Raw genomic sequence first — 17,161 nt, forward strand, 5'->3', positions numbered from 1 at the left:
ACTCCCACACCGCCCGCTCGGCCGAGCGGGCACCCCCGTCACTCGAGGGGTCCAGCAGCTTCACGGCGCCCTTGACCAGCATCGGGTCCGCGGCCATCAGCGCGGTCGCCTCCAGCACGCCCCGCGCCTCCCCCGCAGCGGCCGCGGCACGGTCCTTCAGCGCCGCCTGGACGGCCTTGGACGCGGACCGGATCCGCTCCGCCTCCACCACCGCGTCCTGCCCCGGAACCGGCCCCGGACCCGGCTCGGCCACCGGCGCCGGCATCTGCAGCACCGGCCCCACAACCCGCCCCGGAGTCACACCGACACCGTGAAACTGCTCCATGATTCGAGATCCTTTCGTGGGGGTAGGGGGCACGCGAGAGGGCCACCCGAAAAGTGTCCTGCGTTACCCTAGCCGCTATAGCATTGCTATACAAGAGGCGGAAGTGATCCAGTTCACACCGTCGGCAGTCGAGGGAAGTGCCGCGTCGCGCCGTGATGCACCTCACTCTCGTGTCTTGTATAGCGTTGCTATATCCACTACGCTAGCGGCCATGCGCCAACGAGGTTCGGGAGTCGCGGATGACCCCGAGGAGACGAAGGGGGACGTTCCCTCTCCCCGTGAGCGGCTCATCCAGGCCGCCATGGATCTTGTCGCCTCGTCGGACGGAGCCCCGGTCTCGACCCGGCAGATCACCGAGCTCGCCCGGGTCACGGCGCCCACGCTGTACCACCACTTCGGCGACAAGGACGGGCTCATGGAAGCCGTGGTGGCTCGGGGCTTCGAGGAGTTCGTCCAGAGCGAGGGCAGCATCGAGCGCTCGGACGTGCCGATCCAGGACGTCAAGAGGCTCTGGGACGTGCACGTCCAGTTCGGCGTCACCCACGCCCAGCTGTACATGCTCATGTTCGGGACCAGCGGCCCCACCCGCCGCCCGGTCGTCGTCACCGAGGCCGAACGGCTCCTCGAGAGGGAGCTCAACCGGCTCGCCGCCTCCGGGCAGCTCGCCGTGCCTCCGCTCGAGGCGGCGAGGGCGATCCTCGCGGCCAACGTGGGTGTGACGCTCATGCTGATCTCCGACGCCTCCGAGGCGCCCGATGCCACCAATCCCCTCTCGACCCAGACGCGGGACGCCGTCCTGCGCTCTGTCCTCACCGACCCCAGCATCCTCGATGCACCCACCGCAGGAGCCGTGGCCGCGGGCGGCGGGCAGCCCAGCTATGTTGCCGCTGCCATCGCCCTCAACGCCACGCTCCAGTCCTCGCACCCGGACCAGTTGTCCGGCACCGAGATGAAGCTCTTCCTCGAATGGCTCCACCGGCTCTCCACGGCGTCCGCGTCGTCGGCCGACCCAGACCAGAAGGGCTGATCCCACCCCTCCCCGCAGCCGCATGCTGCCTCCTGAGACGAAAGCAGGAAAACTCATGTCGACCACAGCAGCGCCTTCGCGCCTGCACACGGCCCGGGCCGGGGTGCAGAAGTTCGGCACCTTCCTCTCCGGCATGATCATGCCCAATATCGGCGCCTTCATCGCCTGGGGCCTCATCACTGCGCTCTTCATCGAGAAGGGCTTCCTCCCCGTGCCCCAGCTGGGCGGCTGGGGGACCGACCCCGCCACCGGCAAGGCCTATGTCGGCCTCGTGGGCCCGATGATCACCTACCTCCTGCCGCTCCTCATCGCCTACACCGGCGGCAAGGCGGTGTACGACATGCGCGGCGGCGTGGTCGGGGCCATCGCGACCATGGGCGTCATCGTCGGCGCCGGCATCCCGATGTTCGTCGGCGCCATGATCATGGGGCCGCTCGGCGGCTGGACCATGAAGAAGCTGGACGCGATCTGGTCCCACAAGATCCGGCCCGGCTTCGAGATGCTCATCAACAACTTCTCCGCCGGAATATGGGCCGCGATCCTGGCACTCATCGGGTTCTACGGCATCGCCCCGGTGGTCACGGCGGGGAGTGAGCAAGCCGGTAAGGCCGTGCAGTTCCTCGTGGACAACGGACTCCTCCCGCTCACCTCGCTCCTCATCGAGCCCGCGAAGGTCCTGTTCCTGAACAACGCGATCAACCACGGCGTCCTCACCCCGCTCGGCACCCAGCAGTCCCTCGAGCAGGGCAAGTCGATCCTGTTCCTCCTCGAGGCGAACCCCGGCCCGGGCCTGGGCGTCCTGCTCGCGTACATGTTCTTCGGCCGCGGCGCCGCCAAGGCCTCGGCCTCGGGCGCGGCGATCATCCACTTCCTCGGCGGCATCCACGAGATCTACTTCCCGTACGTGCTCATGAAGCCGATCCTCATCCTCGCCACGATCGGCGGCGGCATGACCGGCATCGCGACCCTCGCAATCACGCATTCCGGCCTCGTCGCCCCTGCTGCGCCGGGCTCCATCATCGCCGTCCTCGCGCAGACCTCGAGGGACAGCTACATCGGGGTGATCCTGGCGGTCATCCTCGCGTGCGCCGTCTCCTTCGTCATCGCATCGATTATCCTCCGCACCTCCAAGGACAAGGGAGAGGGCGACCTGCAGGCCGCCACGACCCAGATGGAGAGCATGAAGGGCAGGAAGTCCATGGCCTCCAGCGTCCTCGGCGGTGCGGCCACCGGCGGCGGCGTCGCGACCCTCACGGGAACCGGCGTCAGGAACATCGTCTTCGCGTGCGACGCAGGCATGGGCTCCTCCGCGATGGGCGCCTCGGTGCTGCGCAACAAGATCAAGGCCGCGGGCCACGACGAGGTCACGGTCACCAACTCGTCCATCGCGAGCCTCACCGACACGTACGACATGGTCGTGGTCCACCAGGACCTCGCCCTCCGAGCCCGCCAGAAGACGCCGAGCGCGCAGATCGTGACGGTCGACAACTTCATGGGCAGCCCCAGGTACGACGAGATCGTCGAGTCGCTCGACGCGGAGTCGGGGGCTCCGGCTGGCGAGTCGGCCCCGGCGGCAGGTGCGCCGGCCGCGGCCGCCGCGGCCCCGGCGTCGTCCGCCACAGCACCGTCCACCGCCGCAGCTCCCGCAGGCGGCGAGCCCGCGGAGGCCAGGCAGGTGCTGCGCCGCGAGTCCGTCCTCCTGCAGGGCGGGGCAGCGGACATGGCCGGAGCGATCGACGAAGCCGGCCGCCTGCTCATGGCCGTCGACGCGGTCGACGGGCAGTACACCGCGGCGATGCACGAGCGCGAAGGCTCCGTGTCGACCTACATGGGGAACTTCCTCGCCATCCCCCACGGGACCAACGAGGCGAAGGACCACATCAAGGCCTCGGCCGTGACGTTCGCCCGCTACGACGACCCGATCGACTGGAACGGCAAGCCGGTCAAGTTCGTCGTCGGGATCGCCGGCAAGAACAAGGAGCACCTCGGCATCCTGGCCAAGATCGCCAAGGTCTTCGGCGACAAGGAGCAGGTGGCGCGCCTCGAGGCGGCCTCCAGCGTCGACGAGATCCTCGACATCCTCGGAAAGGTGAACGCGTGAGCGGCGCACCCGCAGAACACCAGAAGACCGCTGTCCACTTCGGGGCAGGCAACATCGGCAGGGGCTTCGTCGGTCTCCTCCTGCACAACGCCGGCTACCGGCTCGTGTTCGCCGACGTCGCGGCGCCCCTCATCGACGCGCTCAACGAGACGCCGTCGTACACCGTGCACGAGGTGGGCGAGGGAGGCACGGACCATGCCGTGGACGGCTACACCGCCGTGAACTCGGCCACCGACGAGGCCGGGCTCGTCGACCGGATCGCGGCGGCCGACGTCGTCACCACCGCGGTGGGGCCGAACATCCTGAAGTTCGTCGCGCCGGCGATCGCCCGCGGGATCGCGGCGCGCCCCGCCGGCGCGGCGCCGCTTGCCGTCATGGCGTGCGAGAACGCGATCAATGCCACGGACATCCTGGAGAAGGAGATCCGCTCCGCAGCGGAAGGGGAGGGGCTGGACGACGGCGCCGTGGACGCCCGGGCGGTCTTCGCCAACACGGCGGTTGACCGGATCGTCCCGACCCAGGAGGCGGGCGGCGGCCTCGACGTCCGCGTCGAGCCCTACTTCGAGTGGGCCATCGAGAAGGCTCCCTTCGGGGACGCTGCACCCGAGATCCCGGGCGTGACCTGGGTCGATTCCCTCGGGCCGTACATCGAGCGCAAGCTCTTCACGGTCAACACCGGGCACGCCTCGGCCGCGTACTTCGGGCGCCGCGTGGGGGCCGAGAAGATCTCGGACGCCCTCGCCGACCCGGACGTCCGCGCGAAGGTCGAGGCGGTGCTCGCCGAGACGAAGGCCCTCCTCGTGGCCAAGTACGGGTTCGCCCCGGAGCAGCAGCAGGCGTACGTGACGAAGATCCTCGGCCGCTTCGCCAACGCCGAGCTGCCCGACACGGTCGAGCGCGTCGGCCGTGCTCCGCTGCGGAAGCTGTCCCGGCATGAGCGGTTCGTCGGCCCCGCCGCCGAGCTCGCCGAAAGGGGGATGCCCGCCGATGCGCTCCTCGCGGCCATGGGCGCGGCTCTCGCCTTCGACGCGCACGACGACGAGGAGGCCGTCCGCCTGCAGGCCCTGCTCGCGTCGGGGTCGTCGGACGCGGAGCTGGCAGAGGAGATCACCGGCCTCGACGCCGGGCACCCGCTGCACGACCGCGTGGTCGCCCTGGTCGCGGACGCCCGGGCAGGACGGCCCGCCTGACCGCCCTGCGGTCTGGGGGTCACCTTCTGGTGGTCAATCCTCCGGCGAAGGCCATCAGGAGGTGACTCCCAGGAGGTGACCCCCAGGAGGTGACCCCCAGGAGGTGACCCCCAGACGGAAGGGGGGTCATATCGCGACGGCGAGGATCCTCGAGGTCGAGCCCTCGTTCGTCGCGATCCACAGCTCCCGCTGACCGGGCACCTGCACGACGTCCCGGAGCCGGCCGTACTGGCTGCGGAAATGCTCCGTGGCCCCCGGCAGCTGGCCGCTGCCGTCCCCGGTCGAACCTGCGGCCGGCAGCGGGAGGCGCCACAGCCGCTCCCCACGCAGGCAGGCGACGTACGCGACGTCGTCGACGATCGCCAGCGCGCTGGGGGAGGCGTCCGCCGTGGAGGGCCAGACGTGGACGGCGGGGACGCTCCCGTTGCTCGACCGGGCGCCGGTCACGGAGGGCCAGCCGTACTGCGAGCCGGCCTGGAGGAGGTTGAGCTCGTCGTCCCGGTCAGGTCCGAGCTCACTGGCCCAGAGCCGGCCCGAGGAGTCCCACGCGAGGCCTTGGACGTTCCGGTGCCCGTAGGTGAAGACCCGGTTGCCGAAGGGGTTGCCGTCCGCCGGCGCGCCGTCGGACGCGACGCGCAGGACCTTCCCGCCGAGGCTTGCCCGGTCCTGGGACGAGGAGCGGTTTGTCGCGTCCCCGGTCCCGATGTAGAGGAACCCGTCGCGGCCGGCCTTGATCCGGCCGCCGTTGTGGATGGGCGCCTCGGGGATCCCGTCGAGGAGGACGCGCTCACCGCCCAGGGAGCTGCCGTCCCAGTGCAGGGCGACGACGCGGTTCGAGCGCTCCGCCGTGTAGTAGGCGTAGAGGGTGCCGCTGCTGGCGAAGTCGGGGGCCGCTTCGAGGCCGAGGAGGCCGCCCTCGCTCGTGTCGGTGCGCACGGCGATCCGCGCCGCTTCGCGGGGGTCGCCGCCGGCTCCCAGTCGCAGGATCCTGCCCGAGTCCCGCTCCGAGACGAAGGCGGAGCCGTCGGGCAGGAAGGCGATCGACCACGGCGTGGAGAGCCGCTCGGCCACCGTGCGGGTGACCCGGGGCGCGCCGGCCCCGCCGGGCGCTCCCGTCCCCGGGCCCGCCGCGCCCGACCCGGGATTCGGCGGAGGGTTCGGGGCGTCCGACGGCGTGCACCCGGCGAGTGCGGCCGCGCCGGCACCGGCCCCGAGCAGCGCGAGGAACGTTCGGCGCGGAACCGGGGGCACAGTCTCACCTGCCTCGCTGGAAGAAGGCAGAGAAAAACCTGCATCGCGCCGTTGAGATGCAGGTCACTTTCTGACTATAGGTCGGCTCGGCGCCGAAGCCAACCCCATGGCAACGCGTTGCCATCTAGGACCAGGTCGTCCTCGGCCGCCCTTGGACGACCCCGTCGACCTCGACGTCCACGCGCTCGTCGAAGAATGCGATGCGGTCCTGGATCTGCAGCATCTCCGGGAAATAGGGGCCGTAGCTCCACGCGACCGGCCGCCCGTCGCCGAGGCCGGGCGCGGCCCAGTACTTTGCGACGCCCTTGTATGGGCACACTGTGCGCAGCGGGTCCGGGACGAGATGCTCCCACCGGACGTCGTCCGGGTGGAAGTAGCTGCGCGGCGGGAGCCGGCCCTCGAAGAGCCGCACCGTGGAGGCGGAGTCCGCGAGCACGACGCCGTCGAGCAGGACCCGCACGTGGGCCTTCGAGGCGCGCACGTCGATGCGGCTGAACGGGTCCCGGGGGTGCCCCAGGATGGGCTCCTCCTCCTCGAACCAGGAGAACGCCTCGGTGTCGAAGGCCACATACCCGGCGAGATCGGGGTCGGCGAGCCTGAACGCGGCTCCTGGCACGAGGGTGCCGCCCACGCGGACGGCGAGCGGCTCGCCGTCGGCCGTGTGCGGCGCGAAGGGGAACGGCGAGCTCGGTGGCCCCGGGCGCTCCGGCGGGACGGCGTCAGGCGACGGGCCGGCCTCGAGGCGCGCGACGACGTCGTCCGCGGGCACCGCGTGCACCGGCAGGTACCGGTCCGGCTCCCAGAGCACGACGGCGCGCTGCGAGTCGAGCACGAGCGCGTCGCCGAGCTTCGCGCGGAGGCGCTTGGCGGTGGGCTCGTAGCGCAGCTGGGGGAGCAGCCTCTTGAGTTCCTGGGAGATCCGTACGGCCATGGACCCAGCGTGGGCACGGCGACGGCGAAAGATCAAGGACCGCCCGGCGGGTCTCAGCTGCGGGTGTGCAGGCCGTCGAAGACCACGGTCACGACGTCGTCCGCGAGCTTCTCCGGTGTGAGCGAGCCGCCGGGGCGGTACCACTCGACGATCGAGTTGATCGTGCCGAACAGGAGGCGCGAGACGGTGCGCGGGTCGATGTCCTTCCGCAGGGTGCCCTCCTCGCGGGCCGCGCCGATGAGCTCTGCGACCTTGCGGTCGAAGCTGCGGCGCCGTTCGAGGGCGGCGCGCTCGGTCTCGGTGTTGCCGCGCAGGCGCAGCAGGAGCGTGACGAACGGCAGCTTCTCGGTCAGGACCCGCACGGTGGAGCGGACCACGAATTCGAGGCGGTGCTCCGCCGTCCCGGACTGGGCCTCGGGCGAGGCCCACACCGATTCGAGGCCGCCGAGGGCTTCCTCGAGCGCGAGCGAGAGCAGGTCTTCCTTGGACGGCACGTGGTGGTAGATCGCGGACTTCGAGATGCCGAGGTTCTCGGCGAGGATGCCCATGCTCGTGGCGTCGTAGCCGTGACGGTTGAAGACCTCGACCGCGACGTTGAGCACGGTCTGCTGGTCGTATCCGGGGCGGCCGCGCCGGCCGGTGGTGGCACTGTTGGTGGTGGTGCCGCTGCTGCTGGTGCCGTTGGTGGTGGCGGGGAGGGTGGGCATGGGATCCAGTCTAGGGAGGCCGTGGCCGCTGGCAGGACCGGCGGCCACGGGGAGGAGGGGGTGCTACGCCTTCTGGTCGCGGAGGTCGTAGATGCGGCGGAGCTTGCCGTTGGAGCGCTCGAGCGAGCCGGGCTCGACGACGTCGATCGTGCAGGAGGACCCGATGTGGATCTTGATCTGCTGGCGCAGCGTGGAGCCGGCCGCCTGGCGCTGCTCCGGGGTGGTGCCCTCGCGCGGCTCGATCTTGATCGTGAGGTCGTCCATGCGGCGGCCCTCGGGACGGGTCAGGATGAGCTGGAAGTGCGGGCTCAGCTCGGGGATCCGCAGGGCGATCTCCTCGATCTGGGACGGGAACAGGTTCACGCCGCGCAGGATGATCATGTCGTCGGTGCGGCCCGAGATGCGGCCCATGCGGCGGTGGCCCGGGCGGGCGGTGCCGGGGAGCAGCGTGGAGAGGTCCTTGGTCCGGTAGCGGATGATCGGCAGGGCCTGCTTGGTCAGGGACGTGAAGACGAGCTCGCCCGTCTCGCCGTCGGACTTGGTCTTGGTGAGGTCGAACGGGTCCACGATCTCCGGGCGGAAGTGGTCCTCCCAGATGTGCGAGCCGTCCTGGGTCTCGTAGGACTCGCCGGCCACGCCCGGGCCCATGACCTCGGAGAGGCCGTAGATGTCGCTCGCCTTCAGGCCGAACATCTCCTCGAGCTCGGCGCGCATCTCGTTGGTCCACGGCTCGGCGCCGAGGACCGCGTACTTCAGCGAGGTCTTCCGCGGGTCGATGCCCTTGTGCATCATCGCGTCGCCGATGGTGAGGAGGTAGGTCGGCGTGCAGCAGATCGCGTCCGGGGCGAAGTCCTCGATGAGCTGGATCTGCTTCTCGGTCTGGCCGCCGGACATCGGGATGACGGTCGCGCCCAGCTTCTCGATGCCGGCGTGGGCGCCCAGGCCGCCTGTGAAGAGGCCGTAGCCGTAGGCGTTGTGGACCTTCATGCCGGGGCGGACTCCCGCGGCGCGGAAGCAGCGGGCCACGATCGTGGCCCACGTGTCGAGGTCCTGCTTCGTGTAGCCCACCACGGTGGGGCGCCCGGTGGTGCCGGAGGAGGCGTGGATGCGGGTGACCTCGTTCATCGGGACCGCGAACATGCCGAAGGGGTACTCCTCGCGGAGGTCCTCCTTGGTGGTGTACGGGAACTTGGCGAGGTCGTCGAGCTCCTTGAGGTCCTCGGGGCGGACGCCGGCCTCGTCGAACTTGCGCGTGTAGTGCGGGACGCGCTCGTATGCGTACTTCACCGTCTCCTTGAGGCGGGTCAGCTGGAGGGCCTCGATCTCGTCCCGGCTCATCGTCTCCTCGGCGTCGAGGACGGCGGGGCCGAAGGCGGAGGTCTTCGGGGTCTCGGGGGCGGATGCGGTCTGGGTCACGGCGGGCTCACTTCATTGTCGGGCTGGGTGGGGGCGGGGTTCGGGCGGGTCTGGGCGCGCGCACGACGGCGCGCGGTCGCCGTCGTGCGCCGGTGCGGGCGACGGCGGCGCGGCTCAGCGCTTGGGGATGGTGCGCGAGCGGCCGCGGAACTCGGCGACCAGGCGGCCGGGGGCCTCGGCCGTGTGGGGCGTGTCCGCGGGGGAGGAGAAGACCTGGACGTCGTAGATCCCGCTGCGGCCAGCGTGGGCCCGGCGGGCGGCAACTGCCGTGATGAGCTCGCCCTCGTGGGCGGGGGCGAGGAAGTTCACGTCGACGCCGGAGGCGACGGTGACCGTGTTGGCCTGCGCCTCATCTGGCGTGTGCGGGTTGCAGGCGAGGGCGAAGGCGGAGTCCGCGATGGCGAAGAGCATTCCCCCGTGCGCGATCCCGAAGCCGTTGAGCATCTCCCGGCGCAGGGTCGTCGCCACCGTGGCCGTTCCGTCACCGAGCTCGAGGACGGTCAGGCCCATCCACTCTGTCGCGTAGTCGTCCGTGAGGATCGGGTGGGCAAGCGTGTGGGCGGGAGCAACTTCGCTCATGGGGACACCTCTCGCAATTTTTTACCGAATGTTCATTAGGTAATCTCATGAGCCGCGATGTGTCAAGGAGCACAGCCTGCCGTGAGCAGGCCCGCGGCGCGTCGGCGGGGCGTTTCCGGGGCGGGCCGCACGGGCACCTGAGAGACTGGTCCAGAGCAGCCCGGAGGAGGCGAGGAGCGCCGCCGGGCCGACCGCCGAGAGCAGGAGCGCCCATGTCACGTGGCATCTACATCAGCGCGACCACCCCGGGTTCGGGAAAGTCCCTCGTGGCCCTCGGAGTGGCCGAGGCGCTGCACCGCAGCACGGGCAGGATCGGCTTCTTCAAGCCCATCGTCATGGGCGATTCCCCGGACGCGGACCCGATGGTGGCCCTCATGCGGAGCCGCTTCGACCTCGACGCGGACGTGTGCCGCGGCGGCCTCGGGGCGAGGGAGGTCAGGCGCCTGCTCGCCTCCGGCCAGCGCGAGGAGATCGACTCCAGGTGCGTCGAGATCTTCGCCGAGATCGCCGCGAAGGTGGACGTCGTCGTCGTCGAGGGCACCGACCTGACGGGGCAGGACTCCGCGGTCGAGTTCGCCCTCAACGCGCGGCTGTCCAACGACCTCGGGTGCCCGATGCTCGCCGTCGTGAGCGGCCGCGACCGCACTCCGGAGGAGATCGCGGACGCCGTCGACGTGGCCCGCAAGGAGCTCTACGCCGCGCGGTGCAGCCTCCTCGTGATGATGGTGAACCGCGCCGACCCCGAGCAGATGGACGAGATCAAGGCCGCCATCCGTCCGGGGGCGTCCCACCGCCCGGTCTACGTCCTGCCCGAGCTCGCCGAGATCTCGCGCCCGACCACCGGCGAGGTCTCCGGCGCGCTCCGCCTGCGCCAGCTCGCCGGCAGCGCCGACATGGAGCGTGAGGTGCGCGGGGTGAAGGTCGCGGCGATGAACGTCGCAAACTTCATCGCCGCGCTGGACGACGGCGACCTCGTGATCGTCCCCGGCGACCGCGCCGACGTCATGGTCGGCGCCCTCGCCTCGACGTTCTCGCCAGAGTTCCCCGTCCCGGCCGCGATGGTGCTCACCGGCGGCCTCGCCCCGGACCCGCACATCCTCCCGCTCCTCGCCCAGGCCCCCTTCCCGGTCTTCGCGTACGACGAGGACACGTACCACGCTGCCCGCGGCGTCTCCGAGGTGCGCAGCGAGATCTGGACCGGGCACCGGCGCAAGGTGGCCTCCGCGCTCGGGGCGTGGGCGCGGTACGTGGACGACGCCGAGCTCCTCGAGCGGCTCGACCTGCCGCGGCCCGAGTCCATGACGCCGCTGCGCTTCCTGCACGAGCTCATCGGCCGCGCGCGCGCCCAGCGCAAGCGGATCGTCCTGCCGGAGGGGACGGACGTGCGCATCCTGCGCGCCGCGGACATCCTGCACCGCCGCGACGTCTGCGACCTCACACTCCTGGGCAGCGAGACCCAGGTCCGCGAGACCGCCTCCGCCAACGGCATCTCGCTCGAGGGGATCGACGTCGTCGACCCCGCCACCTCGGACCTGCGCCAGAAGTTCGCGGAGGAGTACGCGCGGCTGCGCGCCCACCGCGGCGTCGACCTCGCCAAGGCCCTCGAGACGATGCTGGATGTCAGCTACTTCGGGACCATGATGGTCCAGCTCGGCGTCGTGGACGGCATGGTCTCCGGCGCCGCGCACACGACCGCCCACACGATCCGGCCGGCGCTCGAGTTCGTCAAGACCAAGCCCGGGGTGAAGATCGTCTCGTCGGTGTTCCTCATGCTGATGCCGGACCGCGTGCTCGTCTACGGTGACTGCGCCGTCAACCCCGACCCGAACGACGAGCAGCTCGCGGACATCGCCCTCGCCTCGGCCGAGACCGCCGCGCAGTTCGGCGTCGAGCCGCGGGTCGCGATGCTCTCCTACTCGACAGGCGGGTCCGGCTCTGGCGAGGCCGTCGACGAGGTGCGCCGGGCCACCGAGCTCGTGCGTGCCCGCCGGCCCGACCTCGCCGTGGAGGGCCCCATCCAGTACGACGCCGCCGTGGACGCGTCGATCGCGGCCTCCAAGCTGCCCGGCTCCGATGTCGCCGGACAGGCGACGGTGTTCATCTTCCCGGACCTGAACACCGGCAACAACACGTACAAGGCGGTCCAGCAGTCCTCGGGCGCGGTCGCCGTCGGCCCCGTGCTGCAGGGCCTGAACAAGCCGGTCAACGACCTCTCCCGCGGATGCACGGTCGAGGACATCGTCAACACCGTTGCCATCACCGCCATCCAGGCGCAGACCGCCGCGCAGGGCACGTCGCAGAAGACCGAGAGCTAGGAGCCCGCATGCTCGTCCTCGTCATCAACTCAGGTTCCTCGTCCCTGAAGTACCAGGTCAGGGACGTCGACGCCGGCACCGTGCTCACCGAGGGGCTCATCGAGCGCATCGGGATGGGCAACGGCGGCGGGGGCGACGGCGAGGCCATCGGGCCGCGCGACCACGCCGAGGCCCTCGACCAGGTCGACCGGGCGCTGCACGAGGTCCTGGGGGACCGGGCCATCGACGCGGTCGGGCACCGGGTGGTCCACGGCGGCGAGCGGTTCTCCGAGCCGGTCCTCGCGAACAACGAGATCATCCGCGCCATCGAGCGGCTCAACCCGCTTGCGCCGCTCCACAACCCCGCGAACGTGCTGGGGCTGCGGGCCATCGCGTCCAAGTGGCCGGACATGCCGCAGGTGGCCGTGTTCGACACCGCCTTCCACCGCACCATCCCGGAGCACGCCTGGCGCTACGCCGTGCCGGAGTGGTTCTACACGCACCACGGGATCCGGCGGTACGGGTTCCACGGGACCTCGCACGAGTACGTCTCACGCCGGGCGGCCGCGCTCCTGGGCCTCGCGCCCGAGGCGTTCGACGGCGTCGTGCTCCACCTCGGCAACGGCGCCTCGGCGACTGCCGTGGCAGGGGGGAGGAGCGTGGACACCTCGATGGGATTCACGCCGCTCGAAGGCCTCGTGATGGGCACCCGGTCCGGCGACGTCGACCCGTCGATCCTCGTGTTCCTCGCCCGGCAGGGGCACAGCGCGGACGAGATCGACAGCCTCCTCAACCGCGAGTCCGGCCTCCGGGCGCTCGCGGGCTCGAACGACATGCGCACGGTGGTCGAGGCCGCCGAGGCCGGGGACCGGAAGGCGGAGGTCGCGCTCGACGTCGCGTCCTACCGGCTCGCGAAGTACGTCGGGGCGTACCACGTCTCGGTGGGCGGGGCGAAGGCGATCGTGTTCACGGCCGGGATCGGCGAGAACTCCGTCGCGTTCCGGGCCCGCGTGGTGGCCCGGCTCGGCGCGCTGGGCGTCGTGCTCGACGGCGACCGCAACGCCGAGCGCTCCAAGGAGCCCCGCGTCATCTCGGCGCCCGGGTCCGCCATCCCCGTTCTCGTGGTTCCCACCGACGAGGAGAGGGCGATTGCGGAGGCGACCGCCGCCGTCGTGCGCGCCGCAGTCCCGAGTTAGCCGCGCCGAGGTCGCCCCGTGTGGCGCCGAGGTCACCGGGTATGGCGCCGAGGTCGCCCCGTGTGGCGCCGAGGTCACCGGGTATGGCGCCGAGGTCGCCCCGTGTGGCGCCGAGGTCACCCCGTGCCGGCAGGAGAGAGGGGCGCCACAGGAGATCTGTGCCACATCGCCGGGGAGCGCGGTGCGAGGCGTGCCTACACTTGACGGCGGCCCGGCCCCACCGGTGCGGGCAAGCTCCCAGAAGGACAGTCTTTGCCTGTGCACCACCATCATTCCTCACCCGCCGAAGTCTCCGCCGAGGGCTACCAGAAGTCCCTGACCCGCCGCCATGTGCAGATGATCGCGATGGGAGGTGCGATCGGCGTCGGCCTGTTCATGGGCGCCGGCGGCCGCCTCGCATCCACGGGCCCCGCACTCGTGTTCTCGTACGCGATCGCCGGCGCCATCGCCTACCTGCTCATGCGCGCACTCGGCGAGCTGGTCATGTACCGGCAGACGTCCGGGTCCTTCGTGAGCTACGCCGGCGAGATGTTCGGTCCCAAGGGCGCCTACCTCTCGGGATGGATGTACTTCGTCAACTGGGCCATGACCGGCATCGCAGAGCTCCTCGCGATCGGCCTCTACTTCCAGTACTTCTTCCCCAACGTCCCGGTCGAGGTCTCCGCGCTCTGCGCCCTCGCCCTCCTCGTCGCCGTGAACCTGCTGAGCGTGAAGGCCTTCGGCGAGTTCGAGTTCTGGGCCTCGGTGCTCAAGGTCGGGGCGATCAGCCTCTTCCTCGTCGCCGGGACCGTCATGGTTGTCCTCAACGCCCAGGTCGGCGCGACCCATGCCTCCCCGGCGAACCTCCTCGCGGGCGACGGCGGCATGTTCCCCCACGGCTTCTTCGCGATGATCCTCGTGCTCAACGCCGTGATCTTCGCGTACAACGCGATCGAGCTCGTCGGCATCACTGCCGGCGAGATGGAGGACCCGGAGCGGGAGGTGCCTCGGGCCATCCGCGCCGTGGTGGTGCGCATCGTCGTCTTCTACGTCGGGTCGGTGCTGCTGCTGGCCATGCTCCTGCCCTCGGATGACTACAAGGCCGGCGTGAGCCCCTTCGTCACCGTCTTCGACCAGCTCGGGCTCGGCTGGGTGGGGTCCGCGATGAACCTCGTGGTCATCACGGCCGCGCTCAGCTCGTGCAACACGGGCCTGTACTCGATCGGCCGGATCTTCCGCACCATGGCTGCCAACGGCCACGCCCCCGGCTGGCTCACGCGCATGTCCTCGCGCCACGTGCCCTACGCCGCGGTCCTGGCCATCGGCGCGGTGTACTTCGTGGGCATCGTGGTGAACATCTGGGCAGGCGGGAGCCACGCGTTCGACCTTGCGCTCAACACCGCCTCGATCGGCGTGATCTTCACATGGGGCTCCATCTTCGCGTGCCAGATCATGCTGCGGAAGAAGAAGGGCGACGCCGCGTCCACCCTTCCCATGCCCGGCTCACCGTGGACGAGCTGGCTGGGTCTGGCCGCCCTCGCCGCCATCACGGTCCTCATCGCGTTCGACACGATGACGGACAAGGCCACCGGCGAGGTATTCCCGATCGGCTTCTACACAATCCTGTGCGTGCCCGCGGTCGGCGTCCTCCTGTGGCTCGGCTGGCTGCTCGTGAAGCGCGCCGAGGCCAAGCGCCCCGCCAGCCCCGACGCCTCGGAGCAGGCGGACGACGAGCGGGTCGACGTCCGCGCCTAGCGAGGCGCGGAGGGCGAGGCGGCCTGCGAAGTCGCGTTCCCCTCAGGAAGTCGCTGCGATGCCGACTTCCTGAGGGAAAGGGCACTTCCCGAGCGGGCCACGGGAGGTGACCCCCAGGAGGTGACCCCCAGGAGGTGACCCTCAGAGTCAGGGGAGGAGGTCCCTCGCGCCCAGGGCGTCGGCGATGAACGCGTAGTCCCAAGCGCGGTCCTTCCATGCCTCGTACCGGCCGGAGGCGCCGCCGTGGCCGGCGTCCATCTCGGTCTTGAGCACGATCGGCTGCCCGGACGTGGACGCCTCGCGCAGCGCCTGCACCCACTTGGCCGGCTCGACGTACAGCACGCGGGTGTCGTTGAAGCTCGTCACGGCGGCGATCTTCGGGTACGGCGCCGCATGGACGTTCTCGTACGGCGAGTACGACTTCATGTACGCGTACACCTCGGCGTCCTCGATCGGATTGCCCCACTCCTCCCATTCGAGCGCCGAGAGCGGCAGGGCAGGGTCGAGGATCGTGGTGAGCGCGTCCACGAAGGGGACCTGCGCAACGGCCGCCGCGTACTTCTCCGGAGCGAGGTTCAGGACCGCGCCGATCAGGAGCCCGCCGGCCGAGCCGCCCATGCACGCGATCCGCCCAGGGTCCGCCCAGCCCGACGATGCCACCCAGTCCGTGGCGGCCACGAAGTCGGTGAACGTGTTCCTCTTGTGCAGCTTCTTGCCGTCCTCGTACCACTTCCGGCCCAGCTCGCCCCCGCCGCGCACATGCGCGATCACGAACACGATCCCCCGGTCCAGCAGGCTCAGCCGCGGGATCGCGAAGCCCGGGTCCATGCTGACCTCGTAGGAGCCGTACCCGTAGACGAGCGCAGGGTTCGTCCCGTCCTGCTGCACCGAGGCGCGCCGGAGCACCGAGAGCGGGACGCGCGTGCCGTCGTCGGCCGTCGCCCAGGCGCGCTCGGCCACGTAGTCCGCCGGGTCGTACCCGCCGCGCACCGGGGTCTCCTTGCGCAAGAGCAGCTCGCCGGTCGCGAGAACGTAGTCGTACACGCGCGGCGGCGTGAAGTAGGACGTGTAGCTCAGGCGCGCCAACGGCGCCGTGAAGTCGGTGACGCCCGCCCCGGCGGTGTAGAGCTCCTCGCCGAACTCGGGCTCCACGAACGACGGCGCGTGCCCGCGGTCCGCCGCCGCGACGGCATCCGCGAGGGGAGCGAACCGGACGGTCGTGATGGTGTCCCGGCGCAACGAGACGACGAGGTGCGTCGCGGTGACGTCGGCGCCCTCGACCTTCACGGCGTCGTCGTCGGCGATGAGCGTGGTCCATTCCTGCTCGCCGACGGGCTTGCCGAGCTCGTCCGGGTCGACGAGCGAGACCATGTTGTTCGGCGCCGTCCCATCCGGCACGGCGTCGTCCGCCGCGGCGCTGTTCGGCGCCGCGCTCTCCCGGCGCCCGTTGTGCGTCACGAGCAGCCGCGTGCGGCCTCCGTGCTCGAAGGGCTCCACGGAGTGCAGGATGCGCGCCTCACGGCCCAGGACCAGCTGCAGGGCGGCACCCGGCTCGGTCAGGTCGAGCATGCGGGTCTCGGAGTACTCGGAGTTGCCGATCCCCACGAGGAGCCAGCGGCGGTCGGAGGACAGGTCGATCCCCGTCCACTGCGCGACGTCGTCCTCCTGGTACAGGACCGTGTCCTGCTCGACGGGCGTCCCGAGGACGTGCACTCGCACCTGGTAGGGGCGCCACGAATCGTCGGCGACCATGTAGAAGAGCCGCGACCCGTCCGGGTCGAACTCAAGCCCGTAGAACACGCCCTCGATCACCTCGGGCAGGAGCTCTCCTCTGCGCAGGTCCTTGACCCGCAGAGTGAACGTCTCATCGCCAGCCGTGTCGACCGAGTACGCGTAGAGGCTGCCGTCCCTGGTCACGGCCGCACCGCCGAGGGCGAAGAACGGGTGCCCCTCCGCCTCGGCGTTCCCGTCGAGGAGGATCTCCTCCCCGGGGACCGGGGTGCCGGGCGCGACGGCGGGCGGGGTCCACGCGCTCAGGGCGTCGCCGCCGTCGTGCGCGCCCTCGGCGGGCTCCGCTGCCTTGACGCGGCAGTAGATCGGGTACTGCTGCCCCTCGACGGTGCGGGAGTAGTACCACCAGCCGTCCTTGCGCGCGGGGACGGAGAGGTCCGTTTCCTGGGTGCGGCGCCTGATCTCCTCGAAGATCGCGTCGCGGAGGGGCTGCTGGTGCTCTGTGACGGCCTCGGTGTACGCGTTCTCAGCCTTCAGGTGCGCCACGACGTCGGGGTTCTCCTTGTCGCGCAGCCACTCATAGGGATCGACGAACGTCTCCCCGTGGTGCTCGCGCGTGGCGGGGACCTTCTTCGCGACAGGCGCGGCCGGGGCCGGAGCTTCACTCATGGGCCAACCC

Annotated in this window: 13 protein-coding genes; 6 read left to right on the forward strand and 7 right to left on the reverse strand. The window is 70.7% G+C overall.

From position 1 onward, the window contains the following. Nucleotides 1-325 (reverse strand): phosphoenolpyruvate-utilizing N-terminal domain-containing protein (locus ACQ5BE_RS07020; protein ID WP_430296302.1); only part of this gene is annotated, 325 nt, incomplete at its 3' end. Between the two features lie 211 nt (nt 326-536). Between ACQ5BE_RS07020 and ACQ5BE_RS07025 the strand changes: the two genes are divergently transcribed. From ACQ5BE_RS07025 to ACQ5BE_RS07035, 3 genes are read left to right on the forward strand one after another with little or no spacing between them, the layout of a single operon-like run. Beyond that, nucleotides 537-1,352, forward strand: a complete 816-nt coding sequence (locus tag ACQ5BE_RS07025) for a TetR/AcrR family transcriptional regulator (RefSeq protein WP_430296303.1) — start codon at nt 537-539, stop codon at nt 1,350-1,352. Nucleotides 1,353-1,407: 55 nt separating this feature from the next. Next, nucleotides 1,408-3,453, forward strand: a complete 2,046-nt coding sequence (locus ACQ5BE_RS07030) for a PTS mannitol transporter subunit IICBA (RefSeq protein WP_430296304.1) — start codon at nt 1,408-1,410, stop codon at nt 3,451-3,453. Further along, nucleotides 3,450-4,643 (forward strand): mannitol-1-phosphate 5-dehydrogenase, encoded by a 1,194-nt coding sequence (locus tag ACQ5BE_RS07035; protein ID WP_430296305.1) that lies wholly within the window; start codon nt 3,450-3,452, stop codon nt 4,641-4,643. Before ACQ5BE_RS07030 ends, ACQ5BE_RS07035 begins: the two co-directional genes overlap by 4 nt. A 126-nt stretch (nt 4,644-4,769) precedes the next feature. Here the strand turns inward: ACQ5BE_RS07035 and ACQ5BE_RS07040 are convergent, their stop codons facing one another. The 5 genes from ACQ5BE_RS07040 to ACQ5BE_RS07060 form a co-directional block, all read right to left on the reverse strand. Continuing rightward, nucleotides 4,770-5,894: a PQQ-dependent sugar dehydrogenase gene (locus ACQ5BE_RS07040; protein ID WP_430296307.1), complete on the reverse strand. Its 1,125-nt coding sequence runs from the start codon at nt 5,892-5,894 to the stop codon at nt 4,770-4,772. 124 nt (nt 5,895-6,018) lie between these two features. Further along, complete coding sequence (locus ACQ5BE_RS07045; protein WP_430296308.1) at nt 6,019-6,825, reverse strand: DUF427 domain-containing protein; 807 nt, start codon at nt 6,823-6,825, stop codon at nt 6,019-6,021. A 53-nt stretch (nt 6,826-6,878) separates the two neighbouring features. Next, complete coding sequence (locus tag ACQ5BE_RS07050) at nt 6,879-7,532, reverse strand: TetR/AcrR family transcriptional regulator (protein ID WP_430296309.1); 654 nt, start codon at nt 7,530-7,532, stop codon at nt 6,879-6,881. A gap of 63 nt (nt 7,533-7,595) precedes the next feature. Further along, complete coding sequence (paaK, locus tag ACQ5BE_RS07055; RefSeq protein WP_430296613.1) at nt 7,596-8,870, reverse strand: phenylacetate--CoA ligase PaaK; 1,275 nt, start codon at nt 8,868-8,870, stop codon at nt 7,596-7,598. A 192-nt stretch (nt 8,871-9,062) separates the two neighbouring features. Beyond that, nucleotides 9,063-9,527, reverse strand: a complete 465-nt coding sequence (locus ACQ5BE_RS07060; protein WP_344299015.1) for a hotdog fold thioesterase — start codon at nt 9,525-9,527, stop codon at nt 9,063-9,065. Nucleotides 9,528-9,739: 212 nt separating this feature from the next. On the opposite strand from ACQ5BE_RS07060, the gene pta reads away from it, so the two are divergent. The 3 genes from pta to ACQ5BE_RS07075 all read left to right on the forward strand — a co-directional run bounded on the left by pta (nt 9,740) and on the right by ACQ5BE_RS07075 (nt 14,751). Next, complete coding sequence (gene pta, locus ACQ5BE_RS07065) at nt 9,740-11,842, forward strand: phosphate acetyltransferase (RefSeq protein WP_430296310.1); 2,103 nt, start codon at nt 9,740-9,742, stop codon at nt 11,840-11,842. Between the two features lie 8 nt (nt 11,843-11,850). Then, nucleotides 11,851-13,017, forward strand: coding sequence for an acetate/propionate family kinase (locus tag ACQ5BE_RS07070; RefSeq protein ID WP_430296311.1), 1,167 nt, complete (start codon nt 11,851-11,853; stop codon nt 13,015-13,017). Between the two features lie 252 nt (nt 13,018-13,269). Continuing rightward, nucleotides 13,270-14,751: an amino acid permease gene (locus tag ACQ5BE_RS07075; protein ID WP_430296312.1), complete on the forward strand. Its 1,482-nt coding sequence runs from the start codon at nt 13,270-13,272 to the stop codon at nt 14,749-14,751. Between the two features lie 147 nt (nt 14,752-14,898). On the opposite strand, the gene ACQ5BE_RS07080 is transcribed toward ACQ5BE_RS07075, so the two are convergent. Then, the gene (locus ACQ5BE_RS07080) at nt 14,899-17,151 is read right to left on the reverse strand and encodes a S9 family peptidase (protein WP_430296313.1); all 2,253 of its coding nucleotides are present in this window, start codon (nt 17,149-17,151) and stop codon (nt 14,899-14,901) included. Nucleotides 17,152-17,161 lie beyond the last annotated feature (10 nt).

This window comes from Sinomonas sp. B1-1, from assembly GCF_050474465.1.
In the GTDB taxonomy this organism is placed as follows: Bacteria; Actinomycetota; Actinomycetes; order Actinomycetales; family Micrococcaceae; genus Sinomonas; species Sinomonas flava.